Annotated in this window: 19 protein-coding genes; 18 read left to right on the forward strand and 1 reads right to left on the reverse strand. The window is 65.6% G+C overall.

Going from position 1 to position 26,334, the window contains the following annotated elements; all coding sequences use genetic code 11:
• The first annotated feature begins 150 nt into the window (after positions 1-150).
• From ABW18_RS03970 to ABW18_RS04015, 10 genes are all read left to right on the forward strand, one after another.
• Positions 151-1,209 (forward strand): alpha/beta hydrolase, encoded by a 1,059-nt coding sequence (locus tag ABW18_RS03970; protein ID WP_049697703.1) that lies wholly within the window; start codon positions 151-153, stop codon positions 1,207-1,209.
• Between the two features lie 273 nt (positions 1,210-1,482).
• Positions 1,483-2,940, forward strand: coding sequence for a nitrate/nitrite transporter (locus ABW18_RS03975; protein ID WP_049697704.1), 1,458 nt, complete (start codon positions 1,483-1,485; stop codon positions 2,938-2,940).
• 8 nt (positions 2,941-2,948) lie between these two features.
• The gene (gene nirB / locus ABW18_RS03980; RefSeq protein ID WP_049697705.1) at positions 2,949-5,492 is read left to right on the forward strand and encodes a nitrite reductase large subunit NirB; all 2,544 of its coding nucleotides are present in this window, start codon (positions 2,949-2,951) and stop codon (positions 5,490-5,492) included.
• A complete protein-coding gene (nirD, locus tag ABW18_RS03985; RefSeq protein WP_049697706.1) occupies positions 5,489-5,893 on the forward strand; it encodes a nitrite reductase small subunit NirD in 405 nt (134 codons plus the stop codon). The genes nirB (ABW18_RS03980) and nirD overlap by 4 nt, the downstream gene beginning before the upstream one ends.
• Positions 5,890-7,071, forward strand: coding sequence for a uroporphyrinogen-III synthase (locus ABW18_RS03990; RefSeq protein WP_049697707.1), 1,182 nt, complete (start codon positions 5,890-5,892; stop codon positions 7,069-7,071). The genes nirD and ABW18_RS03990 overlap by 4 nt, the downstream gene beginning before the upstream one ends.
• Positions 7,061-7,795 (forward strand): sirohydrochlorin chelatase, encoded by a 735-nt coding sequence (locus ABW18_RS03995; protein WP_049697708.1) that lies wholly within the window; start codon positions 7,061-7,063, stop codon positions 7,793-7,795. Before ABW18_RS03990 ends, ABW18_RS03995 begins: the two co-directional genes overlap by 11 nt.
• A gap of 56 nt (positions 7,796-7,851) precedes the next feature.
• A complete protein-coding gene (locus ABW18_RS04000; RefSeq protein WP_235434291.1) occupies positions 7,852-11,952 on the forward strand; it encodes a bifunctional nitrate reductase/sulfite reductase flavoprotein subunit alpha in 4,101 nt (1,366 codons plus the stop codon).
• Positions 11,953-11,968: 16 nt separating this feature from the next.
• Complete coding sequence (locus ABW18_RS04005) at positions 11,969-12,322, forward strand: hypothetical protein (protein ID WP_049697710.1); 354 nt, start codon at positions 11,969-11,971, stop codon at positions 12,320-12,322.
• The gene (gene nirB / locus ABW18_RS04010; RefSeq protein WP_049697711.1) at positions 12,322-14,811 is read left to right on the forward strand and encodes a nitrite reductase large subunit NirB; all 2,490 of its coding nucleotides are present in this window, start codon (positions 12,322-12,324) and stop codon (positions 14,809-14,811) included. Before ABW18_RS04005 ends, nirB (ABW18_RS04010) begins: the two co-directional genes overlap by 1 nt.
• Positions 14,808-15,119 (forward strand): Rieske (2Fe-2S) protein, encoded by a 312-nt coding sequence (locus tag ABW18_RS04015; protein ID WP_049697712.1) that lies wholly within the window; start codon positions 14,808-14,810, stop codon positions 15,117-15,119. Before nirB (ABW18_RS04010) ends, ABW18_RS04015 begins: the two co-directional genes overlap by 4 nt.
• Positions 15,120-15,146: 27 nt before the next feature.
• Here ABW18_RS04015 and kstR read toward each other — a convergent pair whose 3' ends face one another.
• Complete coding sequence (kstR, locus tag ABW18_RS04020; RefSeq protein ID WP_049697713.1) at positions 15,147-15,881, reverse strand: cholesterol catabolism transcriptional regulator KstR; 735 nt, start codon at positions 15,879-15,881, stop codon at positions 15,147-15,149.
• Positions 15,882-16,011: 130 nt separating this feature from the next.
• Between kstR and ABW18_RS04025 the strand changes: the two genes are divergently transcribed.
• From ABW18_RS04025 to ABW18_RS04060, 8 genes are all read left to right on the forward strand, one after another.
• Positions 16,012-18,204, forward strand: coding sequence for an acyl-CoA dehydrogenase family protein (locus ABW18_RS04025; protein ID WP_049697714.1), 2,193 nt, complete (start codon positions 16,012-16,014; stop codon positions 18,202-18,204).
• 116 nt (positions 18,205-18,320) lie between these two features.
• Complete coding sequence (locus ABW18_RS04030; RefSeq protein WP_049697715.1) at positions 18,321-19,418, forward strand: acyl-CoA dehydrogenase family protein; 1,098 nt, start codon at positions 18,321-18,323, stop codon at positions 19,416-19,418.
• 57 nt (positions 19,419-19,475) lie between these two features.
• Positions 19,476-20,639 (forward strand): acyl-CoA dehydrogenase family protein, encoded by a 1,164-nt coding sequence (locus tag ABW18_RS04035; RefSeq protein ID WP_049697716.1) that lies wholly within the window; start codon positions 19,476-19,478, stop codon positions 20,637-20,639.
• Entirely contained in the window at positions 20,636-21,691 is a 1,056-nt protein-coding gene (locus tag ABW18_RS04040) for a bifunctional MaoC family dehydratase N-terminal/OB-fold nucleic acid binding domain-containing protein (RefSeq protein WP_049697717.1), read from the forward strand. Before ABW18_RS04035 ends, ABW18_RS04040 begins: the two co-directional genes overlap by 4 nt.
• Entirely contained in the window at positions 21,688-22,098 is a 411-nt protein-coding gene (locus tag ABW18_RS04045) for a MaoC family dehydratase (RefSeq protein ID WP_049698040.1), read from the forward strand. Before ABW18_RS04040 ends, ABW18_RS04045 begins: the two co-directional genes overlap by 4 nt.
• Positions 22,098-23,273 (forward strand): lipid-transfer protein, encoded by a 1,176-nt coding sequence (locus ABW18_RS04050; RefSeq protein WP_049697718.1) that lies wholly within the window; start codon positions 22,098-22,100, stop codon positions 23,271-23,273. Before ABW18_RS04045 ends, ABW18_RS04050 begins: the two co-directional genes overlap by 1 nt.
• A 63-nt stretch (positions 23,274-23,336) precedes the next feature.
• Positions 23,337-24,983: an AMP-binding protein gene (locus tag ABW18_RS04055; protein ID WP_049698041.1), complete on the forward strand. Its 1,647-nt coding sequence runs from the start codon at positions 23,337-23,339 to the stop codon at positions 24,981-24,983.
• A gap of 121 nt (positions 24,984-25,104) precedes the next feature.
• Positions 25,105-26,310, forward strand: coding sequence for an alpha/beta hydrolase family protein (locus ABW18_RS04060; protein WP_049697719.1), 1,206 nt, complete (start codon positions 25,105-25,107; stop codon positions 26,308-26,310).
• The last annotated feature ends 24 nt before the right edge of the window (positions 26,311-26,334 follow it).

Raw genomic sequence — 26,334 nt, forward strand, 5'->3', positions numbered from 1 at the left:
TTGTCACCACCTTCTACGTCCAGGGGGGGGCGACACGCTCGGCGTATGCCGTGGTCACAACTGCCTAACGACGCCCCTGAGCATTTGGCGACGCTCGGCGCGCGGCAGTAACATTTGAGGCTGTTGTTATTGGTGTGACTAAAGGGGCTGATGGTGCGACTTCGTGGAGTTCGGTGTGCGACGGCTCTGACCGCGCTCGCGGCTGTGATCGTCGGCGCTGCCACGATGAGCGGAGTTGCCGCAGCCGACCCGACGCCCGTTCCGCCCCCGTCCAGCATTCAGACCGTCGTCCATGACTCGCCGCTGCAGTCGACGCTGATCGTCTACTCGGCATCGATGAACAGGGCAATCCCCGTCACGGTGCTGCATCCGAAGGACACCAGTAAGCCGGTGCCCACCCTCTATCTGCTCAATGGCGCAGGCGGAGGCGAGGATTCGGCGACATGGGCAGCCAAGACGTCGTACGCGCAGTTCTTCGCCGACAAGAACGTCAACGTGGTCACCCCGATCGGCGGTGCATTCTCGTATTACACCGACTGGCAGCGCGACGACCCGGTTCTCGGCCGCAACAAGTGGCAGACGTTCCTGACCAAGGAACTACCGCCGCTCATCGACAAGGAGTTCAAGACCACCAAGGCCAACGCGATCGCCGGCATCTCGATGGCCGGTACGTCGGTGCTCAATCTTGCGATCGCAGAGCCCAAGCTCTACAAGGCCGTCGCAGCCTACAGCGGGTGTGCACGAACCAGTGATCCGCTTGGGCTGCAATACATTCGGATGGTCGTCGGCGATCGCGGACGCGGAAACATCGTGAACATGTGGGGCGTGCCCGGCGGCCCGGGGTGGCGGGCGAACGATCCTTATCTGAACGCGGCCAAGCTGCGCGGTACCAAGGTCTACATGACCAGCGGCACGGGGCTGCCCGGCCAGTACGATCGGCTCGACTCGCCACTGATCAACGGTGACCCGGTCACTCTCGCCAACCAGGTCCTGCTCGGTGGGGTCATCGAGGCGGCCGTCAACAACTGCACCCAGCAGATGGTTGCGCGTATGAGGCAGCTGAACGTGCCCAACAAGGTTCTGACCCGATCGGGCGGGACGCACTCCTGGGCATACTGGGAACAGGATCTCCACGACACCTGGCCGATGATCGAGGCCGATCTCAACGCCAAGCCCGCACCGGCCGCAAAGGCTGCGCCGAAGAAGTAGGGTTTGCTCTAACGCCGGGCACGCGGCCCGGCCGTCGACTCTCCGCTCGGCCGCTCTTCCACGCAGAGTTCGCACGTCTCGCGGTCTTCTCATGCTCGCGGTCTTGTCACACTGCCCTTCTCACACCTCGCCGCCTCGTCAGGTGAGCAGACTGTGACGGCGAGGTCACGCGCAGAAAACTTCCTGCAACAGGCGCTTCCTATGGTCATAGACACATCACGTCGCGCCGCCGTTGTCGCGACACCTCAGCCCATTGCAGGAAGCGGCATCAACATGAGTTACACCTACACCCGTAAACACCACATCACCGGATGGGACCCGGAGGACCGGCAAGCCTGGGATGCGGGCGGCGCAGAGATCGCCAAGCGCAACCTCGTCTGGTCGATCATCTGCGAGCACATCGGCTTCTCCATCTGGTCGCTGTTCTCGGTGATGGTGCTCTTCATGTCGCCGGAGTACGGCATCAGCCTCGACCAGAAGTTCGCCATCACGGCAACGGCCACTCTCGTCGGTGCGTGCCTCCGTATTCCCTACACCACGGCGACCGCCAAGTTCGGCGGCCGTAACTGGGCGATCTTCTCCGCGGTGGTCCTGCTGATCCCGACCACCCTGGTGTTGATACTGATGCTGAATCCGGGCAAGTTCGGATTCGGTTGGTTCCTCTTTGCCGCGGCGCTCACCGGCCTCGGCGGCGGCAACTTCGCGTCGTCGATGACCAACATCAACGCGTTCTTCCCGCACCGCCTCAAGGGCTGGGCACTGGGACTCAACGCGGGCGGCGGCAACATCGGTGTCCCGGTGATCCAGTTGATCGGGCTGTTGGTCATCTGGTTGGCGTCCGACAAGCCGGAGATCGTGTGCGCCATCTACCTCGTCGCTCTCGCGTTCGCCGCGATCGGTGCCGCGCTCTACATGGACAACCTCGACCACCAGACCTCGAGCTATCGCTCCATGGTCGATTGCCTGAAGTACCGCGACACGTGGTTGATCTCGCTTCTCTACATCGGCACGTTCGGCTCGTTCATCGGCTTCAGCTTTGCCTTCTCGCAGGTGCTGCAGATCAGCTTCAAGTCGTCCGGCGTCGGTAATGCCGCACTCGCCGCAGCCCAGATTGCTTGGATCGGACCGCTTCTCGGTTCCATCGCCCGTCCGTTCGGCGGCAAGCTCGCCGACCGCTTCGGCGGTGGCCGCATCACCTTCCTGTGCTTCCTCGCGATGATCGCATCGGCGTCGGTCCTGGTGATCTCCGGAATGGCCGCCGACGCACACGCCCATCACAAGATCGGTACCGCTCAGCTGATCGGCTTCATCGTCGGATTCATCCTGCTGTTCCTGATCTCGGGCATCGCCAATGGTTCGGTCTACAAGATCATTCCGACCGTCTTCGAACACAAGTCGCGCAACCTCACCGGCCTCGACACCATGGGCCGCGTGATCTGGTCACGCAAGATGTCCGGTGCACTCATCGGCATCGCGGGTGCGGTCGGTGCGCTCGGCGGCGTCGCCATCAACCTGGTTCTGCGTTCGAGCTACAAGGCCAATCAGTCTGCGACGGTTGCCTTCTGGGTGTTCCTCGGCTTCTACGTGGTCGCTGCGATCATCACCTGGATCTTCTACGCCCGCCGCGAGATCGTGCTGGAGGAGCGGGAGACCACCGACATCGCGGTCGACCCGCCCGTCGCCGACGACGCGCCTTCGGCCACGGTCCCGGCAGCGGAACCGGCGAAGTGACCCGCGAGATGGATTCGGCACCAACGATGGATACACAAACCTGTGTGGTCGTCGGCCACGGAATGGTCGGACACCGATTCGTTCAGGAACTGCGCGAACGCGACACCGCGAACCGATACCGGGTGATCGTGTTGAGCGAAGAACCGGTCGCTGCCTACGACCGTGTCGGGTTGTCGAGCTACGTCGGATCGTGGGACCCCGCGTCGATGTCGCTGCCCGACAACACCTATGCCGGAGACGGCCTCGTCGAGCTCCGGTTGGGCGAGTCGGCCACGACGATCGACCGCGATCAACGTCGGATCATCACTTCGTCGGGCAACGAGATCGACTACGACGCAGTCGTTCTCGCCACCGGATCGTATCCGTTCGTGCCGCCTGTCGAGGGCAAGGACAATCCGCGGAGCTTCGTGTACCGCACGCTCGCCGACCTCGACGCGATCCGCGCGATCGCCGAGGCCGCGGAGCCGGGTGCGCCGGGAGTCGTTGTCGGCGGCGGACTGCTCGGACTCGAGGCGGCCAACGCCCTGCGACTGCTCGGAATGACGCCGCACGTCGTCGAATTCGCGCCCCGACTGATGCCACTTCAGGTCGACGACGGCGGCGGAGCTTTGCTGGCATCGCTCGTCGGTGAGCTCGGTCTGCACGTGCACACAGGCGTGTCCACGACGGCCATCGCCGACGGAGACGACGAACTCCTCGCCGTCACACTGTCGGACGGGACCGTCCTCGACGCCGCGCTCGTGGTGTTCTCCGCGGGAGTCCGCCCGCAGGACGCGATCGGTCGGCAGGCCGGGCTCGACGTCGGTGAGCGCGGCGGAATCATCACCGATACCGGATGTCGCACAAGCGATTCGGCGATCTGGGCGATCGGTGAGGTCGCCGCGGTCGAGGGTCGGTGCTACGGGCTCGTCGCTCCCGGCTACACGATGGCCGAGATCGCCGCGGACGGCATCCTCGGCGTCGAGGACACCCTGTTTCCCGGCGCCGACATGTCGACGAAGCTCAAGCTACTCGGCGTCGACGTCGCGAGCTTCGGAGACGCCATGGGTGTCACCGAGAACGCACTCGAGATCGTCTACTCCGATCCCGTCGCGGGCACCTACAAGAAGCTCGTGCTCTCCGACGACGCGTCGACCCTGCTCGGCGGCATCCTCGTCGGCGACGCCGATGCGTACGCGATGCTGAAACCGATGGTGGGACGCGAGATTCCGGGCGATCCGTCGTCGTTGATCGCGCCCGCGGCAGGCGAGGGCGGCGGCATCGGATTGTCCGCACTGCCCGACGACGCCGAGATCTGTTCGTGCAACGGCGTTTCCAAGGGATCGATCTGCTCGGCCATCGCCGAGGGCGCATGCTCGGTCGCCGACATCAAGGGCTGCACGTCGGCGGGTACGACGTGTGGTGGCTGCGTGCCGTCGATCACCAGGCTGCTCGCCGACTCGGGCGTCGAGTTGTCCAAGGCCCTGTGTGCGCACTTCGCGCAGTCGCGTGCCGAACTGTTCTCGATCGTCGCCGCAACCGGAATCCGCACCTTCTCCGAGCTGATCGCCCGCTTCGGGACCGGCAGTGGGTGCGAGATCTGCAAGCCGACCGTCGCGTCGATCCTGGCCTCGACGTCGAGCGATCACATCCTCGACGGCGAGCAGGCCGCGCTGCAAGACACGAACGACCACTTCCTGGCCAATCTGCAGAAGAACGGCACCTACTCGGTCGTTCCGCGGATGCCCGGTGGCGAGGTGACCGCCGACCAACTGATCACGATCGGTCAGATCGCGAAGGATTTCGGCCTGTACACCAAGGTCACCGGTGGTCAGCGCATCGACATGTTCGGTGCGCGCGTCGAGCAGCTTCCCGAGATCTGGCGCCGACTCGTCGACGCCGGGATGGAGTCCGGCCACGCCTACGGCAAGAGCTTGCGGACTGTGAAGAGCTGCGTCGGTTCGAGCTGGTGTCGCTACGGCGTGCAGGATTCGGTGGCAATGGCGGTCCGCCTCGAACATCGCTATCGCGGGTTACGTTCACCACACAAGATCAAGCTCGGCGTGTCAGGGTGTGCCCGCGAATGCGCGGAGGCGCGCGGCAAAGACGTCGGCGTGATCGCGACCGAGAATGGATGGAACCTCTACGTCGGCGGAAACGGCGGCCAGAGTCCCACGCACGCAAAGCTTCTCGCGTCCGGACTCGACGACGAGACGCTGGTGCGCTACATCGACCGCTACCTGATGTTCTACGTCAGGACCGCCGACAGGTTGCAGCGCACCGCGCCGTGGCAGGAGAGCTTCGACGGAGGGCTCGATCGGTTGCGGCAAATCGTGTGTGACGACATCCTTGGTATCGGAGGCGACCTCGAGGATGCGGTCGCCAGGCACGTTGACGGCTACCGCGACGAATGGGCCGCAGTGCTCGACGATGAGGACAAGCTGCGTCGCTTCGTGTCCTTCGTCAACGCCCCGGAGACTCCCGACCCGACCATCGCCTTCGACGACTCGTCGGGCCGCAAGGTCCCGGTGCTGCTCGGCACGCCCACACGACTCAAGGAGACAGCATCATGACCGCGTTGGACGACGCTCCGCAGTCGGCGGGCGACACCACTGTTGCGACCGTGAGTACCTGGGTGCCGGTGTGCACGCTCGACCAGTTGACTGTCGGCCGCGGTGTTGCGGCGCTCGTCGGCACCACACAGGTCGCGGTGTTCCGCCTGTCCGACGGCGCGGACACACTGCGCGTCGTTGACAACATCGATCCCTTCGGCCGCGCCGCCGTGATGTCGCGCGGGCTGATCGGCGATCGAAATGGTGAGCCCACCGTCGCATCACCCCTGCTCAAGCAGGTGTTTTCGCTCGAATCCGGCGCGTGTCTCGATGACGAGTCGCAGGCGCTGCGGACGTACCCGGTGCGGGTTGTCGATGGAATGGTCGAGGTCGGGATCATCGAGACCAGCGACACCCGATGACACCCTCCGACCCACCCACGGTCACGGCGAATCCGGACAAGACCCTGACCGGCTTCACCATCGGCATCACGGCGGCGCGGCGAGCCGACGAGTTCGCCGCGCTGCTCACACGTCGTGGCGCCGAGGTCATCCATGCCCCTGCCATCCGCATCATCCCGCTCATCGACGACGACGAGCTCGAGCGTGCCACCGAATCCATTCTCAAGGAACCGCCAGACGTCATGGTGGCGACCACAGGAATCGGATTCCGCGGCTGGGTGGAGGCGGCCGACGGGTGGGGACTCGCCGACGACCTGGTGGACACGCTCGGTGGCGTGCGCCTGCTCGCGAGAGGCCCCAAGGCCAAGGGGGCCATTCGCGCGGCGGGTCTGCGTGAACAGTGGTCGCCGCCTAGCGAGTCGTCGAGCGAGCTGATCCGTGAGCTACTCGACGAGGGAGTCGCGGGTCTGCGGGTGGCAGTACAGCTCCACGGCGCGACGACGAGCTGGGAGCCGCTACCCGACCTGTGCGACGTGCTCCGCGAGGCGGGCGCGGAGGTCGTCCCGGTGCCGGTCTACCGCTGGACTCCGCCGGACGACACCGACCCGATGGCCCGGATGATCGACGCTGTCATCAACCGCGACCTCGACGCCGTGACGTTCACCAGCGCACCAGCGGTGGCGTCGATGCTCGGTCAAGCGCATCGCACCGGTGCGCTTGAACCGTTGCTGCACGCCATGCGCACCGTGGTACCCGCGATGTGCGTCGGCAACGTGACGGCGGGGCCGCTGCACGCGCTTCAGGTTCCCACGGTCCAGCCCGCCCGGTTTCGTCTCGGAGCGCTCGTCAGACTCATCGCCGAGGAACTACCGCGTCGCGCGAGCGTGCTCCGCGTCGCGGGGCACGACCTGAGCCTGCGCGCGTCGGGCGTGGTGGTCGACGGCTGCTTCCAATCGGTGACGGGCTCGAGTATGGCGCTGCTGCGCGTGCTGCATCGTGTTCCGGGACAAGTCATTTCGCGCAAAGCGATGCTCGACGAACTTCCCGGCGGTGGCACTGATACGCACGCCGTCGAGATGGCGGTCACCAGACTGCGCTCGGCGTTGGGCGATTCCAAAATGATCCAGACGGTGGTCAAGCGTGGATACCGCTTGGCCGTCGACCTCGAATACGACGAGAACGATTCCGATGACGCCTGAACACTTCGCTGCCACCGCGCCGCAACCCATCCTCGTGGCTCACGGCACCCGCTCGGTTGCGGGAGTCGCGACCATCGCACGCATTGCCGAACTCGTGGGGGAGCGCGTCGGAACGACGCGCGTCGCATTCGTCGACGTCCTCGGTCCCTCGCCGTCGGAGCTACTCAGGCAGACCCCGGGGCCTGCGCTGATCGTGCCCGCTTTTCTGGCCGCGGGATACCACGTCCGACGCGACATCCCGGAGCACATCGAGGCCAGCGGCCATCAGAGCGTCGCCCTGTGCGACAACATGGGCCCCGACCCGATGCTCGCGGTGCTGATGCTCGAGCGACTGCGCGCCGCCGGCTGGCGGCGCGGTGACGCCGTGGTCATGGCCGCCGCCGGATCCTCGGATGCGCTCGCGCTGGCCGACGTCGAGACCGCAGCTGGTCAGCTCGGCGAGCTGATCGACGACGACGTTCCGGTCGGCTACGTCACCACCGCGACACCACGCGTCCCCGACGTGGTGTCGGCCACGCGTGGGTCGCGGCGGCGTCGGGTCTTCATCGCCGCCTACCTGTTGGCGCCAGGACTGTTTCACGCCCGCTTGAGCGAGTACGGCGCCGACGGCGTTGCTGCCCCGATCGGCGCGGACCCGCGGGTGGCGGATCTGATCGTCGCGCGGCTCACCACCACGGGCCGGGGCGACTCACAGTCGCGACTAGCGCGTGTGAGAACCATGTGATCGACCGGTAACGCGCATTCATGGCATCGGAAACAATCGGCTCCAACCATGGAGTCATGCCCGCGACCTCCACCGTCGACTCGCTCTGTGCTTACTGCGGGGTGGGGTGCGGGATGGTGCTGCACGTGTCGACGCCCGACGGCGCAGGACTTCCGTTGGTCACCAAGACCACCGGACGTAAGGATCATCCGACGAACTTCGGCCGGTTGTGCACCAAGGGGTCGACCACGTCGGACATGCTTGCCGCTCCGGGACGGATGGAAAAGGCGTCGATCCGGACTAGCCGTGACACCGACCGGGAGTCGGTCGGAATCGACGAGGCGATCTCTTTTGCCGCACGTCGGATGCGGGCGATAGCCGACGAGCACGGCCCGGATTCGGTTGCGGTGTACGTGTCGGGCCAGATGTCGACCGAGGCGCAGTACCTGTCGAACAAGTTCACCAAGGGCTATCTGCGCGGCATCAACATCGAATCCAACTCGCGACTGTGCATGGCCAGCGCGGGCACCGGCTACAAGCAGTCCCTCGGCGCCGACGGCCCACCCGGCTCCTATCAGGACTTCGAGCACGCCGACCTGTTCTTCGTCATCGGCTCCAACATGGCCGACTGCCATCCGATCCTGTTCCTACGCATGATGGAACGGGTCAAGGCAGGCGCGAAACTGGTCGTGATCGATCCACGACGCACCGCCACCGCGGCCAAGGCCGACCTCTACCTGCAGGTCAAACCCGGCACCGACCTCGCCCTGCTGAACGGTCTGCTGCACCTGCTGATCGAGGCCGACGACGTCGACCACTCCTTCGTCGAGACCTACACCGAGGGTTTCGATGCGACCAAGGAGTTCGTCTCCGAGTACACGCCCGGTGTCGTCAGCGAGACCACCGGCATCCCCGAGGCCGACATCCGCGCGGCCGCACAGTGGATCGGTGAGTCCACGAACTGGATGAGTTGCTGGACAATGGGACTCAACCAGTCCATCCACGGAACCTGGCACACCAACGCGCTGATCAATCTGCACCTGGTCACCGGCGCGATCTGCCGCCTCGGCAGTGGTCCCTTCTCGCTCACCGGACAGCCCAACGCGATGGGCGGACGCGAAATGGGTTATATGGGGCCGGGTTTGCCCGGCCAGCGGGCGGTGATCTCCGAGGCCGACCGTGACTTCTGCGAGGACACCTGGGGTGTGCCACGCGGTACGCTGCGCAGTGAGGTCGGGACCGGCACCATCGACATGTTCGACCAGATGGCCGACGGCAAGATCAAGGCCTGCTGGATCATCTGCACCAATCCCATTGCCAGCGTGTCCAATCGATCGCGTGTCATCGAAGCACTGCAACGCTGTGAGCTGGTGGTGGTGCAGGATGTGTTCGCCGAGAACGAGACCCTGCCCTACGCCGACGTCGCACTGCCCGCCACTCTGTGGACCGAGTCCGACGGGGTGATGATCAACTCCGAACGCAACCTCACCCTCTTCCAGCCGGCCGTCGCGCCACCCGGCGATGCGCTGCCCGACTGGCAACTGATCTGCCGGATCGCCACCGAGATGGGATACGGCGAAGGATTCTCCTTCGGTTCGGCCGAAGAGGTGTTCGAGGAGATCAAGCGGTTCTGGAATCCCAAGACCGGCTGGGACATTCGCGGTGCCAGCTATGCGCGGCTCCGCGAGACCCCGCTGCAGTGGCCGTGCCCGCCCGACGACGACGCCGACCGCCACCCCATCCGCTATCTCAACGACGGCCGTAGCCAGACCAAGGTGGTGCGCGCCGACGGCACCACACCGGAGTTCGTCTTCCCCACCCCGAGCGGGCGGGCGATCTTCCACGCCCGACCATGTCTGCCGCCCGCCGAGATGCCCGACGACGAGTTCCCCCTCGTCCTCAACACCGGCCGGCTGCCGCACCAGTGGCACACCATGACCAAGACCGGGCGGGTGGCCAAGCTCAACAAACTCAACCCGTCACCGTTCGTCGAGATCCACCCTGACGATGCGGCCGCTCTCGATGTGGCCGAGGGGGATTCGGTGCGCGTGCGATCACGGCGCGGTGCCGCGGTGCTGCCTGCCGTCCTCACCGACCGCGTACGCCCCGGCAACTGCTTCGCACCGTTTCACTGGAGCGACATGTTCGGTGCGGACGTCACCATCAATGCCGTCACCAACGACGCCGTCGACCCGGCGTCGTTGCAACCGGAGTTCAAGGTGAGTGCCGTGGCGTTGGAGAAGGTCGCCGCAGCGCCGACCGCTGATACACCCGCACCGGCCCATGCCCGCACCGATGTCCCGGCGTCATCTCTCGCTGTGACACTGGGACTTTCGGCCGTTGCTCCGCCCGCGCTGTCGGCCACCGAACAGGCCTATGTGGCCGGAGTGCTCGCCGGGCTGCAGAGCGAGGCGTCGATTGCAGGCGTACCGCTGTTGCCGCCCGAGGCACCGCTGTCCGAACAGAATCGCGCCTGGGTGAATGGTGTTCTCGCCGGGGCATTCTCACGATCCACGTCCACCGCGGACGGGCCGCAGGCAGCAGCGCCGGAGGACGCGGCGCTCGCGCCGACCGTCGAGGTGCTCTGGGCATCGCAGACCGGTACCGTCGAGGACTACGCGCCGACCGTCGCACAATCGCTGGCGGCGCAGGGCTATTCGGCCGCAACCAAAACCCTCGACGAGGCCGGACTCGCTGCCCTCACCCCGGAGAGCACGGTGCTGATCGTCACCTCCACCACCGGAGACGGCGATCCCCCGGACAACGCCACATCCTTCTGGGACCAACTTTCCGGCGACGATGCGCCACCGCTGAGCGGCGTGCGGTACGGGGTGCTGGCCTTCGGCGATCCCAGCTACGACGAATTCTGCGGTTTCGGACGCAAACTCGACGACCGGCTGGCCGAACTGGGGGCCACGCGTCTTCTCGACCGGGTCGACTGCGAACCCGATTTCGAGTCGACGGCGCAGGGCTGGCTCGACGCCGTATCCGGTGAACTGGCCACGGCGCTGCCGTCGGCGAGCGCCCCCGCGGAAGCCCCGCCGGTGCCGGACGCGCCGATCTCCTACGGCCGTAAGAACCCGCTGGTGACCTCGCTGGTCCGGAACACCCGCCTCAGTGGCGACGGATCGGCAAAGGACGTGCGGCAGTTCGGGTTCGCGCTGCCCGAGAACACTCTGACCTACGATGCGGGCGATGCCCTCGGGGTGTGGCCGCGCAACAGTCCACCACTGGTCGAGGCGTTCCTGGAGACCTCCGGACTCGACGCCGACACGGTGGTCACCGTCGGCGGCGAGGACATGCCGTTGGCCAGCGCCCTGCGTGAACGCCTCGAGATCGCGAAGATCAGCCCCGGTGTCCTCGAATTCGTCTGCGACCGGGCAGCATCGGCGGATCTGCGGTCGATGCTGGCGCCGGAGAACAAATCCGACCTAGACGACTGGCTGTGGGGCAGGCAGATCGCCGACCTGCTCACCACGTTCCCGATGCGTGCATCGGCGGCCGACTGGTTGTCGACGCTGGCGCCGATGACACCCCGGCAGTACTCGATCTCGTCGAGTCCGCTGGAGAGTCCCGACGAGGTCCAGTTGACGGTGTCGGCAGTGCGCTACAACCTGCACGGCGTCCCGCGTCACGGCGTCTGCTCGACCTACCTCGCCGACCACGCCGCCGACGACGACATTCGAATCTGGGTGCAGCGCAATGCCGGCTTCTCGCCGCCCGAGGATCCGGACGCCCCGATGATCATGGTCGGCCCGGGTACCGGAATCGCACCATTCCGCGGGTTCCTGCATCATCGTCGGCTACTGGGTCATCGTGGGCCGAACTGGTTGTTCTTCGGTGAGCAGCACGCGGCCACCGACTTCTACTACCGCGACGAACTCGAGACGATGCTCGCCGACGGGTCGTTGGACCGGCTCGACGTCGCATTCTCCCGCGATCAGAAGTCGAAAGTCTATGTGCAGGACCGGATGATCGAGCACGGTGAACAGCTCTGGCGATGGCTGTCCGACGGCGCGCACTTCTATGTGTGCGGTGACCGGATGCGGATGGCCCGCGATGTCGACGACGCGCTGACCCGGGTCGTCGCCGAACACGGTAAGTTGTCCGGCCCCAGTGCCGAGGCATATGTGAAAGCCCTTGCCGCCGATAAACGTTACGTGCGTGACGTCTACTGAAAGGTGACCCCGCCCCATGAGTGACAGCAGCACACCGCGATTTCTGCAGGGCCTGTTCGCGTTCAAGGGAGCCGGCTTCGAGACCCTCGCGGTCATCGACGACTCGCTCACGCTGACCGTGCCCGATGGCTCGACCCTGCAGGCGGTCTACTTCCGTGGCGGCAACAGCAGCGACGAGATGATCACGATTGCTCTGATGCACGACGGGAAACCGGTGCGCTACTTCCCGATTGCCGCTCAGGGCGGCACCCACGTGCCGCTGCGCCTGGTCGAGGACTTTCTGGAGGGCGCGGAGATTTCCCTTGCGCTCGCCGCACCCACCTCCGCGTCGGGCACCGTGGTCATTGACCTCGGCGTGGTGGAGTTCTGATGGCGCAGGAGACTGCGGTGACCCGGCAGTCGCTGGTGGTGGTGGGCAACGGCATGGCCGGCGCCCGCGCCATCGAGGAGATCCTGGCGCGTGGCGGGGCAGAACAGTTCGCCATCACCGTCTTCGGTGACGAACCGTATGGAAACTACAACCGCATCGCGCTATCCCACGTGCTCGCCGGCTCGGATGCCCCCGACGACATCTACCTCAACGCCGTCGATTGGTACGGCGACAACGGAATCGACCTGCGCGCCGGGGTGCGGGTGGTCCGGATCGACCCGTACGCCAAAGTCGTTCTCGCCGATGACGGTTCGCGGGTGGCCTACGACAAGTTGATCATCGCCACCGGCAGCCGTGCCTTCTTCCCGCCCATCGAGGGGTTGTGGGTCGACGACACCACGCAGCTGAGCGGCGTATTCGGCTTTCGCAGCCTTGACGACACCACGGCGATCATCTCCCACGCCGACGACGCCGAACACGCGGTGGTCATCGGCGGCGGACTGCTCGGACTCGAAGCGGCGCACGGTCTTTACGGCCGTGGTGTGGCGTCGACGGTGGTGCATTCCGGTCCGATCCTGATGAACGCTCAACTCGACGAAACCGGTGGCGCGGTGTTGCGCAGCGCGATCGAGTCGACCGGCGTCACCGTGGTCACCGGTAAGCGCACCGTCAAAGCCTTCGCCGATGATGAGAATGCCATCACCGGAATCGGATTCGCCGATGGCGAGCAGATGGATTGCGATCTGCTGGTGCTGGCGACAGGTATCCGCCCCAACGTGGGGCTTGCCCGCGGTGCCGGACTGACCGTCGAACGCGCCATCGTCGTCGACGACCACATGCGCTCGATCGACGACGACGACATCTACGTGGTCGGTGAATGCGCGCAGCACCGCGGCCAGGTGTACGGACTGGTCGCACCCCTGTGGGAGCAGGCCAAAGTCCTGGCCGATCACCTCACCGCAGCCAATTCGACTGCCGCATATCATGGTTCGCGGACCTCGACGAAACTCAAGGTCGCGGGCGTCGACGTCGCCCAGATGGGTGTCAAGGCACCCGAACATGCCGACGACGAGTACCTGCAGTTCTACGAGCCCCGGCACGGCGTCTACAAGACCGTGGTGATCCGGGAGAACAAGCTCGTCGGCGCCACGCTCGTCGGCGACGTCAGCAAGGTCTCGTTCCTGATGCAGGCCTTCGACCAGGGAACCGAACTCCCCGACGAACGCATCTCGCTGATGTTCGACATCGGAACACCCGACGCCGCAACGGGAGTCGAGGAACTCTCCGACGATGCCCAGGTGTGCAACTGCAACGGCGTCGACAAGGCGACGATCGTCGGCTGTGTCGCTGGCGGCACCACCTCGGTGGCCGGCGTGATGGCCGCGACCCGCGCCGGAAAGGGCTGCGGCTCATGTAAGGGGTTGGTGGCGCAGGTCGTCGAATGGGCCGCAGGCGACGCGGTCACCGAGGACCCGTCGGCCAACTGGTACGTTCCCGCAATCCCGTACGAGAAGCCAGAACTCATGCGGCTGATCCGCGAGCTCAAGCTCTACTCGGTGCGTTCGGTGTTCGCGGCCCTCGCACCCGACGGCAAGGAGGATGCGAACTCCAAGATGGGGTTGTCGTCGCTGCTGGAAATGATGTGGGGTTCGGACTTCATCGACGAACGCGCCGAACGCTTCATCAACGACCGCGTCCACGCCAACATCCAGCGCGACGGTACGTTTTCCGTTGTGCCGCAGATGAAAGGCGGCGTGACCAACGTCGAGCAGTTGAGAAAGATCGCCGACGTCGCGGAGAAATACGACGTGCCGCTCATCAAACTGACCGGAGGCCAGCGCATCGACCTGCTCGGCCTGCGCAAGGAGGACCTGCCCGCCGTGTGGGCCGATCTCGACATGCCGTCGGGGTATGCGTACGGCAAGAGTTTCCGAACGGTCAAAACCTGTGTGGGAAGCGACTTCTGCCGGTTCGGGGTTGGCGACTCGACGGCGCTGGGCATTGCTCTGGAGGAGCGGTATCAGGGCATAGCGGGTCCGGCGAAGATGAAGCTCGCGGTCACCGGGTGCCCGCGCAATTGCGCGGAAGCGCTGTGCAAAGACTTCGGCGTCGTCGCGATCGACGGCGGCAAGTGGGAGATCTACGTCGGCGGTGCCGCAGGCGCACACATCCGCAAGGGAGATCTGCTGGCGACCGTCGACAGTGCCGACGAGGTCATGACACTGGCGGGCCGCTTCCTGCAGTACTACCGCGAGAGCGCGAAATGGCTCGAACGCACCTACGCGTGGGTTCCGCGCTACGGCATCGAGAAGATCAGGGCCGTCGTCGTCGACGACGCGGAAGGCATTGCACAACAACTCGATTCCAACATGCAGCGGTCCGTCGACGCCTATCGAGACCCCTGGCAGGACGGCAAAAAGCCTGCCACTCCGGGTCAGTTCCGTTCGGCGCTGCCGCTGCTGCCGCTCCCGCAGGTGCCGGTCCGATGAGCGAGATAGCAGTCGGCAACATCGCCGACATCCCGCCGGGCGAGGGACGGGCATTCGGTATCGACGGTACACAGATCGCGGTCTTCCGACTGCGCGACGACTCGCTGCGCGCACTCGACGCCGTCTGTCCACACCGCGGCGGGCCACTGGCCGATGCGCTGATCGACGACTGTGTCGTGGTGTGCCCGCTGCACAATCACACCTACGACCTGGGCACCGGTGACGAGATCGCCTTCGGCGGCAGCGGAGTCCGTGCGTACGCGGTGCGCGCCGACGAGTCCGGCACCATCACCGTCGACCTGGGCTGATCGCGACGGCCCAACCCGGCGGTTCGGTTACGCCTGAGCTGCGACCCGGCCCTTGAGGAGCAGTCGGACCGTGAGCTCGAGCCGGTTGGTGACGTCGGTGGCCGAGGCGCGGCGGGTGAGCCACTGCACCAGGTTCGACATCCACACGTCCGACAGCACGCGTGCGATCGCGAGTTCTTCGTCGCTCGGCTCGCCCTCGTCGACGATCGCGCCCGCGAACAGTCGGTCGATGATCCCGGCGACCTGATCGACCTCGGCGGTCGCCGACGCGTCGGCGAACATGAAGGCCCTCGTCATGGCCTCGGTCAACAGGGGATCGCGCTGCATCGCGAAGGTGATCATGTCGAGTACGTGGCGCAGCCGCTCGATGGCGTTCTCGCCCTGCAGTTGCGAGCGGTCGACGCGGGTCTCCACGCGTTCGAACTCGCGCGCGAGCGCGGTCACCAGCAGGTGCACCTTTGACGGGAAATATCGGTAGAGGGTTCCCACCGCAACGTCGGCTTTCTCTGCGACGGTGCGCATCTGCACGGCGTCGTAGCCGCCTTTGGAGGCGAGGGCGAGCGTCGCGTCGAGGATGCGGCGTCTACGGTCGCGTTGTGCGGCCGAACCACTCTCCGTCGTCGACGTAGCTGCGGTTGCTGTTGCTGTAGCGGCGTCGGGTGGTGCGGGAGTGCCCTTGGCGGCGACCGACTTCGACGAGACTCCCTTGTTCGGACTCGGTGCCGACTTCTGTGGCACGGCATCTTCAGACGACCGGGTCATATGTAGGCGACATCCTCATCTCGTGACCATCGACGCTGACGGCGTCGAAAGGTCTGGTGGACAAAACCCCTTCGGACTATTAGAACAGGTTCTAATTCTTCGTCACAACCGGAATGCAGAGGATTTCAGCGTGAGCCTTGCCACGTCCGACGAACAGATTGCCGTCTGCGAAGCCATTTCCGCGTGGGCGACGCGTCGTCGCACCACCGACATCGTACGGGCTGAACTGGAGAAACCGCGCGACCACTGGCGAGACCTCTTTCCGGAACTGGCCGAATTGGGCGTTTTCGCCGCGCTGGTCGAGGAGGCGCAGGGTGGCGTCGGTGCCTCGTTCTCCGACGTCGCCGCGATGGTCGAGCAATGCGGAGCGAGCCTGGTGCCGGGTCCGATCGGCGAGACCGTCGTGGCGACCCTGGCGCTATCCGTGTCGACCGATCCCAGTGCCGCGGCGGTGCGCGACGCGTTGGTGTCGGGAGAGGTCTCCGCGACGGTGCCCACCCTCACGCGGGCAGGCGGCGAGGCGGAGTTGGTCGACGGATCGATCGATCTCGGCGGCGTCGTCGGATATGTCGACGGTTGCGTGATCCTCGCGAAAATTGCTGGTCAGGGCCTCGATCCGGGATGGTATGTGATCCCTGCCGATGCGGGTCTACGCGATGTCGAGCCAGCGGCGAGCCTCGACGGCCGAGGCTCGGTTGGCCGGCTGCGCATTACAGACCTGAGCGTCGCTGACCTGCTCGTCGTCGACGATGGTGATCTCATTGCGGGCGCACTGTCGGCGACCGCCGTCGCCTACGCCAGCGGCGTGACGCGCTGGGCGCTCGACACCGCGGTCGACTATGCCAAGGTGCGCACCCAGTTCGGTGTACCCATCGGCTCGTTTCAAGCCGTCAAGCACATCTGCGCCGACATGCTCTGTCGCAGCGAACAGGTCACCGCGGCGGCGTGGGATCTCGCGGTGGCCGTCGACGCTGCGGTGGCCGCACCGGTGGGCGACGACGACGCCGAAGCCGCGCGCGAGCAACTCGCATTCTCCAGGCTCGCCGCCGACGTGCTGGTCGCCTCGCTGCCCGTTGCGACGGCTGAGGACTGCATCCAGGTGCTCGGCGGCATCGGCTTCACGTTTGAGCACGACGCACATCTCTACCTGCGAACGGCATTGGCGCTGCGCGCGGCGACGGCGGCCGCGTCCACGCAGCGTGAACAACTCGGTCGCCTCGGCATCCTCGGTGGGCGTCGACGCTTCGAACTCGACCTGACCTCCGTCGAGCATCGCCGTGGCGCCATCAGAGCCGACATCGCCGCGATCGCGGCGGCCGAACCGAATGCGCAGCGGGCGGCGATGGCCGAATCCGGTTATCTCACACCGCATTGGCCGCCGCCGCATGGTCTCGGCGCCGACCCCGCGCTGCAGTTGCTCATCGACTCCGAGTTCGAACGCGCGGGCGTCGAACGTCCCGACCTCGTGATCGGGGCATGGGCGATCCCGACGATCCTCGCGCACGGAACAGCCCAGCAGCACACACGTTTCGTGCATCCGACCCTCGTCGGCGACATCGTCTGGTGCCAGTTGTTCAGCGAACCCGAGGCAGGCTCCGACCTTGCGTCGTTGCGCACCAGGGCTATTCGCGTCGAGGGCGGTTGGAGTCTGACAGGGCAGAAGATCTGGACCTCGCAGGCGCACAACGCGCAGTGGGGGATCTGTCTCGCGCGCACGAATCCCGAGGCGCCGAAACACAAGGGGATCACCTACTTCCTGGTCGACATGGCGTCGGCGGGCATCGACATCCGACCATTGCGCGAGTTGTCGGGTCAGGCCAACTTCAACGAGGTTTTTCTCGACGACGTGTTCGTGCCCGACGAGTGCGTGGTCGGTGAGGTCGACGGCGGCTGGCGGCTGGCTCGTACGACACTCGCCAACGAACGTGTGGCGATGGGTGGTTCGGGACTCGGCAAGGAGATGGACGCGCTGCTGGGTCAGATCGACTCGTTGGGTCGGGAGCTGTCCGCAGGCGAGTTGGCACGGTTGGGTGATCTCGTCGCCGACGCGCACGTCGGACGTGTCCTCGACGCGCTCGCGGTTTCTCGTCGGCTGGCCGGCCACGATCCGGGCGCGGTATCGAGCGTGCGCAAGCTGATCGGCGTCGCGCACCGGCAGTCGGTGCCAGAGTTCGGTCTCGACCTGCTCGGGGTCGACGGCGTCGGGGCGGGCGATGCGTCCGATCAGCTCCTGCAGAACAGGTGTCTGTCCATCGCGGGCGGCACCACCCAGATACTCCGGACCGCCGCTGCTGAACGGATTCTCGGTCTGCCGCGCGGCTGATGCGGGACTCTGGCTGAGAATCAGCAGATCAACTGCCAATTCGCCCACCGGGAGCGCGGAGTCTGATACAACTAGAACGAGTTCTAGTTTTGGTGTTGGCGAAAAGGGGATCGTCGGTGGATTTCGGCATGGACAGCTCCGCAGAAGCGGTCGCCGATGTGGCGCGGGATGTCTTCGCCCGCCACGAGTCCGACTGGACGTCGTTGTTCGGCGGACGGGTCAGGGCGGGCGAGTCGCGGGAGGATGCCGCGGCGTCGTACGACGGCTTTGATCGCAACCTCTGGACGGCGCTGACCGACGCCGGGCTGCTGGCCTTGCCGCTACCGGAAGCGCTCGGGGGTGACGATCTCGGAGTTCTCGGCGTGCTTCCGTTGCTGCGTCAACTGGGTTCGGCCGCAGCGGTGACGCCTGCACTCGGCTCGCTGACGTCGTCGCTCCTCCTGCAGACGGTCGACGACGCCTCGCGTGATCGATGGGCCGCGACTCTCACCGCTGGCTCATGGCACGCGATCGCGATGGGCGAACCCGGCGACCCGTTGACCTCGACGCCGCGCACCACGTTGCGTGACGGAAGGTTGTCGGGCACCAAGAGCGGAGTACTCCACGCCGACGGCGCGTCGACGCTGCTCGTCGCCACCGATGGCGGGGTGGTCGCCGTGGCCACCGCCGCCGACGGTGTGTCGATCACGCGAACTCCGGCGTCGAGCGGGTGGGGCGAGTTCACCGTGCGATTCGACGACGTGACCGTCGACGACGCCGATGTGCTGACCGCCGATGTCTCGGGGCTGCGTGACCTGTACCGACTCGCGTTGAGTGCGTACGCCGACGGTCTCGTCGCGGGGGCCACGCGCCTCACCGCCGATCACGTGTCCAACCGCACGCAGTTCGGTAAACCGATCGCGCTGTTCCAGGCCGTCGGACAGCAGTTGGCCGACATCTACGTCGTCGGACGGTCGCTGAACCTCTCGACCACGGCTGCCGCGTGGCGCTTGTCCGAAGGTCTTGATGCACAACAGGATCTGGGTATCGCGTCGTATTGGACGGCAGCGGAGATACCCGCGGCGATGCGGACCATGACCCACCTCCACGGTGGCGTCGGCGTCGACCTGACGTATCCGTTGCATCGCTACTTCTCGATCGCCAAGGATCTCGCGCGACTCGTCGGAGGAGCCAATGCTCGGCTCGACGAACTCGCCCACGCGTCGAATCCATAGCGATGCCAACCTGATTCACCCGACCGCTCAAACCGAATCCGCAGGGGAAGCACACCGATGTTCATAGACCTCACGCCGCAGCAGCAGGAGTTGCGTGCAGATCTGCGTGAGTATTTCGCCGATCTGGTCGACCCCACGGCAGCACAGACCATGCTCACCGAGCGCCACGGCCCCACCTATCGGGACGTGATCCGACAGATGGGGAGCGACGGGTGGCTCGGGGTGGGGTGGCCGAAGGAGTACGGCGGCAAGGGGTTCGGGGAGATCGAACAGCAGATCTTCACCAACGAGGCAGTACGCGCCGACGTTCCGCTTCCCGCGGTGACGCTCCAAACGGTCGGCCCCACCCTCCAGGTACACGGAACCGACGAGCAGAAGAAGCTCTTCCTTCCCCGAATCCTTGCCGGCGACGTCCATTTCGCGATCGGCTACACCGAACCCGAGGCCGGGACCGACCTCGCCTCACTGACCACGACGGCAGTCCGCGACGGTGATCACTACGTGGTCAACGGGCAGAAGATCTTCACCACCGGCGGGCACGACGCCGACTACATCTGGCTGGCGGTACGCACCGACAAGGACGCCCCCAAACACAAGGGCATCTCGATCCTCATCGTCGATACCTCCGATCCCGGTTTCAGTTGGACGCCGATCATCACCGCGGACGGTGCCCATCACGTGAATGCCACGTACTACAACGATGTTCGCGTTCCGGTGTCGATGCGCGTGGGCGACGAGGGCAGCGGGTGGAGACTGATCACCACGCAGCTCAACCACGAGCGCGTGATGCTCGGACCTGCCGGACGTATCGAGGGACTGGCGTCGCGTGTCCGTGCGTGGGCGTCGCGTCCCGGCCCCGACGGCACGGTGATCGCCAAGCATCCCGACGTCGCGCGGGCGCTCGCCCAGATCGATGCGTACGCGCGGATCAACGAACTGCTCAACTGGCAGGTCGCGTCGACGGGGGAGGCCATCTCGATGGCCGATGCCGCGGCGACGAAGGTGTTCGCGACAGAGCGCGTGCAGGTGGTGTGCCGAATGATCGACGAGATCATCGGCCGTTACGGGGATTTCACCGATCCCGAGACCGCGGCGCTGGTGGACTGGCTCGACGTTCAGGAGAAGAGAAACGTGGTGATCACCTTCGGAGGTGGCGTCAACGAGGTGATGCGCGACATGATCGCGACCGCCGGACTAGGACTGCCTAGGGCGAAGCGATGAGCGACATCCGCACCGCCGCGCAGGCGATCATCGACGCCGGGCCGAGCGCGCCGACCCTCGGGCGCGATCCGGTGAACACCCCGATGATCAACAACTGGGTCGAGGCCATCGGCGACACGAACCCTGTCTACATCGACGCCGACGCCGCGCGTGCCGCGGGACATCCGGGCATCGTCGCACCTCCCGCCATGGCGCAGGTGTGGACGATGCGCGGGCTGAACGGGCAGCGTACGGCCGACGATCCGCTCGGCCGGGCGTCGGAACTCTTCGACGAGGCGGGGTACACCTCCGTCGTGGCCACCAACTGCGACACCACCTATCATCGCTATCTCGATGTGGGAGAGCAGGTCTCGCTGTCTGCCGAACTGGTCGACGTCGTCGGACCCAAGCAGACGGCGCTGGGGGAGGGTTGGTTCTTCACCACGCGCAACACCTGGTCGGTCGACGACGAGGTGGTCGCCGAGATGGATTTCCGCATCCTGAAGTTCCGCCCGCACGACGACGACGTGGCGCCCAGGGATGCCGGCGCAGGCGAGGTGCCCTCCGACCTCGACCCCTCACGGATGTTGCGGCCCAGCGCCTCTCGTGACACCGAGTTCTTCTGGGAGGGCGTCGCAGCCCACGAACTGCGCATTCAGAAGCTCGACGACGGAACGCTGCGTCATCCGCCGATACCCGCGACCTGGAAGCCTCGGCTACCCGATGGCACCGTGCCGGTCACCGACTACGTCGTCGCGTCGGGCACGGGAACGGTCTACAGCTATGTGGTGCACCGCGCACCCAAGGTGCCGGGACGTGAACTGCCTTTCGTGGTCGCCCTCGTCGAACTCGACGGACTCGAATCGGTCGACAGCGGTGACAGCGACGACGACGGTTTGCCGCTGCCTTCTCCCGTCCGACTGCTCGCCGAGTTGCGCGACGTCGACCCCGCCGACGTGCACATCGGGCAGCGCGTCGAGGCGATGTTCCTCGACTTTCCCGCCGACGAGGAGTCGGGCACCGACGCCTGGACGCTGCACGCGTGGCGCCAGACCACACAGGAGGCGCAGTGACGACCAGTGCGATCCCCACTGTCGAAGTAGGAACAACGTTGCCGCCATTGACAATCGACGCGACGCCGACGTTCATCGTATCGACAGCGCTGGCAACCCGTGACTTCCAGGATGTCCATCACGACCGCGACCTCGCTCAGGCCAAGGGGTCCAAGGACATCTTCGTCAACATTCTCACCGACACCGGACTCGTCGAACGATTCGTCACCGACTGGGCCGGTCCGTCTGCGAGGATTCGTTCGATCAAGCTCAAACTCGGTGTGCCGTGGTATGCCTACGACTCGTTGACCTTCACCGGCGAGGTGACCGACGTCGACGACGATCTGGTCACCGTGGCCGTTACGGGAACGAATGCTCTTGGTAAGCATGTGATCTCGACCGTCACGCTCATGAGGGGAGGTCGCTGATGGGGCAGTTGTCGGGCGCAGCCGCGATCGCCGGGATCGGGGCCACCGAGTTCTCCAAGAACTCCGGGCGCAGCGAACTTCGGTTGGCGACCGAGGCGGTGCAGACTGCGCTCGCGGATGCCGGCCTGACCCCCGCCGATGTCGACGGTCTCGTCAGTTTCACCATGGACACCAACTCGGAGATCGCGGTCGCCCGCGCTGTGGGAATTCCCGAGCTCACGTACTTCTCGCGTATTCACTACGGCGGAGGTGCGGCCTGTTCGACGGTGCAGCAGGCAGCGATGGCTGTGGCCACGGGCGTGGCCGACGTGGTCGTTGCGTACCGGGCGTTCAACGAGCGGTCGGGTTTGCGCTTCGGACAGGTGAATTCGGCTGTGGCCAACCAGGAGAACTCGTCGGGCACCGACAACGCGTTCAGCTATCCGCATGGGTTGTCGACTCCGGCAGCGTTCGTCGCCATGGTCGCGCAGCGGTACCTGCACGAGTTCGGCGCTACGAGTGAGGATTTCGGACGCATCGCCGTCGTCGACCGCAAGCACGCTGCCAACAATCCCGAGGCGTTCTTCTACGGCAAGCCCATCACGTTGGCCGACCACCAGCAGTCGCGATACATCGCGGAGCCGTTGCATCTGCTCGATTGCTGTCAGGAGTCCGATGGCGGTGTCGCGATCGTCGTCGTGTCGGCCGAACGCGCGCGCGACCTACCGAATCCGCCTGCCGTGATCTCGGCGGCGGCGTCGGGCAGCGGCGTCGACCAGTTCATCATGACCAGCTACTACCGTGACGAACTCGCCGCATTGCCCGAGATGGGCCTTGTCGGTCGGCAACTGTGGGAGCAGTCGGGATTGCGGCCCGACGATATGGACGCCGCGATCCTCTACGACCACTTCACGCCGTACACCCTGTTGCAGTTGGAGGAGTTGGGGTTCTGTGGGCGCGGCGAGGCAAAGGATTTCGTGCGGGAGCCGGGTGCGTTGGAAGTCGGCGGTCGGCTCCCGTTGAATACACACGGAGGTCAGTTGGGGGAGGCATACATCCACGGAATGAACGGCATAGCCGAAGCCGTCCGGCAGTTACGTGGCACGTCGGTGAATCAGGTGCCCGGCGCAGAGCGGGTGGTGGTGACGGCCGGAACAGGAGTTCCGACAAGCGGTTTGGTGTTGACGGCGGCGTGAGTGCCGCGCAGCGCGGATAGAGATGACGGGTCACAAGCAGTGCAGCAAGAGGAGCCAGCAGCAATGAAATTCAACCTCGCCGACGTCTTCGAGACAGTCGCCGATTCGGTACCCGACCGCATAGCCCTCAGTTACGGCGGACGCCAGATCAGCTATGCAGAGCTCGATCGACTCTCCAGCCAGGTCGCGCACATGTTCGCCGCGCAGGGCATCGGACTCGACGACAACGTGTCACTGTTCCTCAAGAACAGCGTCGAACACGTCACCAGTCTGCTCGGCCTGCTGAAGGTGCGCGCAGTACCTGTCAACGTCAACTATCGCTACACCAATGCCGAGTTGAGCTACATCTTCGACAACTCCGACTCGCGGGGAATCGTCGTCGAAGAACCTGAGCATCAGCGCAGCGTTGCCACGTTGCTGCCCGAACTGCCGCTCGTGCGAACGGTATTCGTCATCGGGGAGATCGTCGACGAACTGCGCGCGGCGGCCGACGATCTGCCGGACGGACGCACTGTGCAGGTCGTACAGTTCTCCGATTCGGAGAAGCTCTCGGACGCGCGAGATTTCGAGACGAGAACCGGCGACGAGCATTACCTCCTGTACACGGGCGGCACCACCGGCTACCCCAAGGGCGTGATCTGGCGACACGACGACTTCTTCCGCAAGCCGATCTCCGGTGGCAATCCGTATGGCGAGGCGCGCAAGGATCTCGCAGAAGTCGGTGCGGCGGTGAAGGATTTCCCTTCGATCGCCTTCAACATCGCGGCGCCGCTGATGCACGGCGCGGCGTCGTATTCGTTGTTCACCTTCCTCACGCTCGGCGGTCGGTTGGTGCTGATGCGCGACTTCGATCCGGCCGCAATCGTGTCGGGCATCGAGGACGAGCAGATCCAGATCATCCTCATCGTCGGCGACGCGATGGGAATGCCGCTCGTCGACGAACTCGAGCGCCGCACAGGCGACGTCGACCTGTCCTCGCTGTTCTCGATCACCTCGGGCGGGGCGATCTGGTCGCAACACGTGCGTGAGCGCATGGCCGCGGTGAAGCCAGACCTGGTGCTGCGTGACAACTTCGGAGCGTCGGAGTCGGGCAACGACGGCGAGATCATGATGGACGACAACGGCAACCTTCGGGTGCCGCCGACCGACAAGATGATGGTGGTCGACGAATCGCTCAACGAGATCACCCCGGGCTCAGGCGATGTCGGGTACATCGCGCGAATCGGCAATGTGCCCCTCGGCTACTACAAGGACGAGGCCAAGTCTGCCAAGACCTTTCCGACGCTTCCCGACGGTCGACGCATCTCGGTGCTCGGCGACATGGGGACAGTCGAGGCCGACGGCACCATCGTGTTCCTCGGTCGCGGCTCGCAATGCATCAACACCGGCGGCGAGAAGGTGTACGCCGAGGAGGTCGAGGCGACACTGCACGCGCACCCCGCCGTCGCCGACGCTCTCGTCGTTCCGATTCCCGATCCCAAGTACGGGCAGCGGGTCGGCGCGGTGGTCGCGGTGGCACAGGGCGAATCGGAGCCGACTCTCGAAGACCTGCAGACCCATTGCCGCGAGTCGCTGGCCGGCTACAAGGTCCCACGGACCGTCGTATTCGTCGACGAGGTGAAGCGGACGCCCGCGGGCAAAGCCGACTACAAGTGGGCGAAAGCCGCCGCGGCCACAGCGCCAGCTGCCCCGGAGTCGGCAGGCGTATGACGCCCACTCGGCGCGATGAGACGCCCACTCGACGGGAAAACCCGTCGACTGGGCGCTCGAGACCGTCGACTGGGCGCTCGAGACGGCCGAGTGTGCAGTCGCCGAGCGAGGGCGGCGCTCAATGTATACGGTGTTCATCGTGAGTAAGCGAAGCAGGGTCGGGCGTCGGGTCGGTGTGATGGTGTCGGCGGTGGCGGTGGTCGCCGCGACGATGTCGGCGGTGATCGGGGCGCCGCCCGCGAGCGCCGCGCCGAGCGGGCCGTCGGGCACGGTGGTGTCGACCGAGCCGCTGCCCGCGCGGATCACGGTGCCCGGTGCTGTCAACGCGAAGCGGATCACGTACTGGACCAAGGGTGTTCGCGATGCGGCTGCGTTGTCGAGCGGTGCGGTCTATCTGCCGCCGGGTACGCCGCCCAAGGGCGGCTGGCCGGTGATCGCGTGGGCGCACGGCACAACCGGCCTCGCCGATCACTGCGCGTACTCCATCGGCGGTCCGGTCGCCGTCGAGCGTGACTGGGAGTACCTCGGCTCGTGGATGTCTCGCGGATACGCGGTGGTCGCCTCGGACTATGTCGGGCTCGGCACGCCGGGTAACCATCCGTATCTGAACGGTCGCGTCGAGGCGCACAGCATCGTCGACAGCGTGAAGGCTGCACGGCAGGTGTATCCGCAGTTGTCACGCAAGTGGGCGGTCGTCGGGCAGTCGCAGGGTGGCGGCGCCGCCATCACGACGGCCCGCTACGCGACGCAGTTCGGTGGCAAGGATCTGGACTACCGAGGTGCTGTGGGGACCGGCGTTCCGGCGTATATCGAGAATCTCGTTGCGGCGCTTGGTCGTCCGTCGCCGGTCCGACTCGGAGGGTTCTCGCCCAACACGACGATCTACGTGATGTACATCCTCTCCGGACTCCGTACGTCGTTCCCGGAATGGAACATCAATTCGTTCCTGACCCCGTACGGCCGGTACTGGGTCGACAAAGCCGAGACCCAGTGCGACTCCGACAACGAGCTCGGCGCCCTGGTTCGATCGCAGAAGGTCGATCCCGGAAAACTGCTCAGCCGCCCGCTGTCCGATATCCCCGGATTCCAGGCGAAACTCACCGATTACATGGGTATCCCCGAATCCGGCTACGACAAACCGTTCTTCATCGGGCAGGGCGGCCTCGACACCGACGTCAACACCCCCGGAGTCTTGCTCCTGGTGTCGCGACTCAAGGCGAACAACCAGCCCGTGACGTTCCGGTTCTACCCGGACAAGGACCACAGCGGCACGGTCAACGCGTCGAAGGTCGACTCGATCCCGTTCGTGGACAAGCTCTTCCGCTGACCCATACGGCCGAGAGTTCTGCCG

Origin of the sequence: Gordonia jacobaea (assembly GCF_001186365.1) — a bacterium.
Lineage (GTDB): Bacteria > Actinomycetota > Actinomycetes > Mycobacteriales > Mycobacteriaceae > Gordonia > Gordonia jacobaea.

Coding starts and splice junctions, on each gene's coding strand:
- ABW18_RS03970 (WP_049697703.1), top strand. CDS start 151: ATGGTGCGACTTCGTGGAGTTCGGTGTGCGACGGCTCTGACCGCGCTC.
- ABW18_RS03975 (WP_049697704.1), top strand. CDS start 1,483: ATGAGTTACACCTACACCCGTAAACACCACATCACCGGATGGGACCCG.
- nirB (WP_049697705.1), top strand. CDS start 2,949: ATGGATTCGGCACCAACGATGGATACACAAACCTGTGTGGTCGTCGGC.
- nirD (WP_049697706.1), top strand. CDS start 5,489: ATGACCGCGTTGGACGACGCTCCGCAGTCGGCGGGCGACACCACTGTT.
- ABW18_RS03990 (WP_049697707.1), top strand. CDS start 5,890: ATGACACCCTCCGACCCACCCACGGTCACGGCGAATCCGGACAAGACC.
- ABW18_RS03995 (WP_049697708.1), top strand. CDS start 7,061: ATGACGCCTGAACACTTCGCTGCCACCGCGCCGCAACCCATCCTCGTG.
- ABW18_RS04000 (WP_235434291.1), top strand. CDS start 7,852: ATGCCCGCGACCTCCACCGTCGACTCGCTCTGTGCTTACTGCGGGGTG.
- ABW18_RS04005 (WP_049697710.1), top strand. CDS start 11,969: ATGAGTGACAGCAGCACACCGCGATTTCTGCAGGGCCTGTTCGCGTTC.
- nirB (WP_049697711.1), top strand. CDS start 12,322: ATGGCGCAGGAGACTGCGGTGACCCGGCAGTCGCTGGTGGTGGTGGGC.
- ABW18_RS04015 (WP_049697712.1), top strand. CDS start 14,808: ATGAGCGAGATAGCAGTCGGCAACATCGCCGACATCCCGCCGGGCGAG.
- kstR (WP_049697713.1), bottom strand. CDS start 15,881: ATGACCCGGTCGTCTGAAGATGCCGTGCCACAGAAGTCGGCACCGAGT.
- ABW18_RS04035 (WP_049697716.1), top strand. CDS start 19,476: ATGTTCATAGACCTCACGCCGCAGCAGCAGGAGTTGCGTGCAGATCTG.
- ABW18_RS04040 (WP_049697717.1), top strand. CDS start 20,636: ATGAGCGACATCCGCACCGCCGCGCAGGCGATCATCGACGCCGGGCCG.
- ABW18_RS04050 (WP_049697718.1), top strand. CDS start 22,098: ATGGGGCAGTTGTCGGGCGCAGCCGCGATCGCCGGGATCGGGGCCACC.
- ABW18_RS04055 (WP_049698041.1), top strand. CDS start 23,337: ATGAAATTCAACCTCGCCGACGTCTTCGAGACAGTCGCCGATTCGGTA.
- ABW18_RS04060 (WP_049697719.1), top strand. CDS start 25,105: ATGTATACGGTGTTCATCGTGAGTAAGCGAAGCAGGGTCGGGCGTCGG.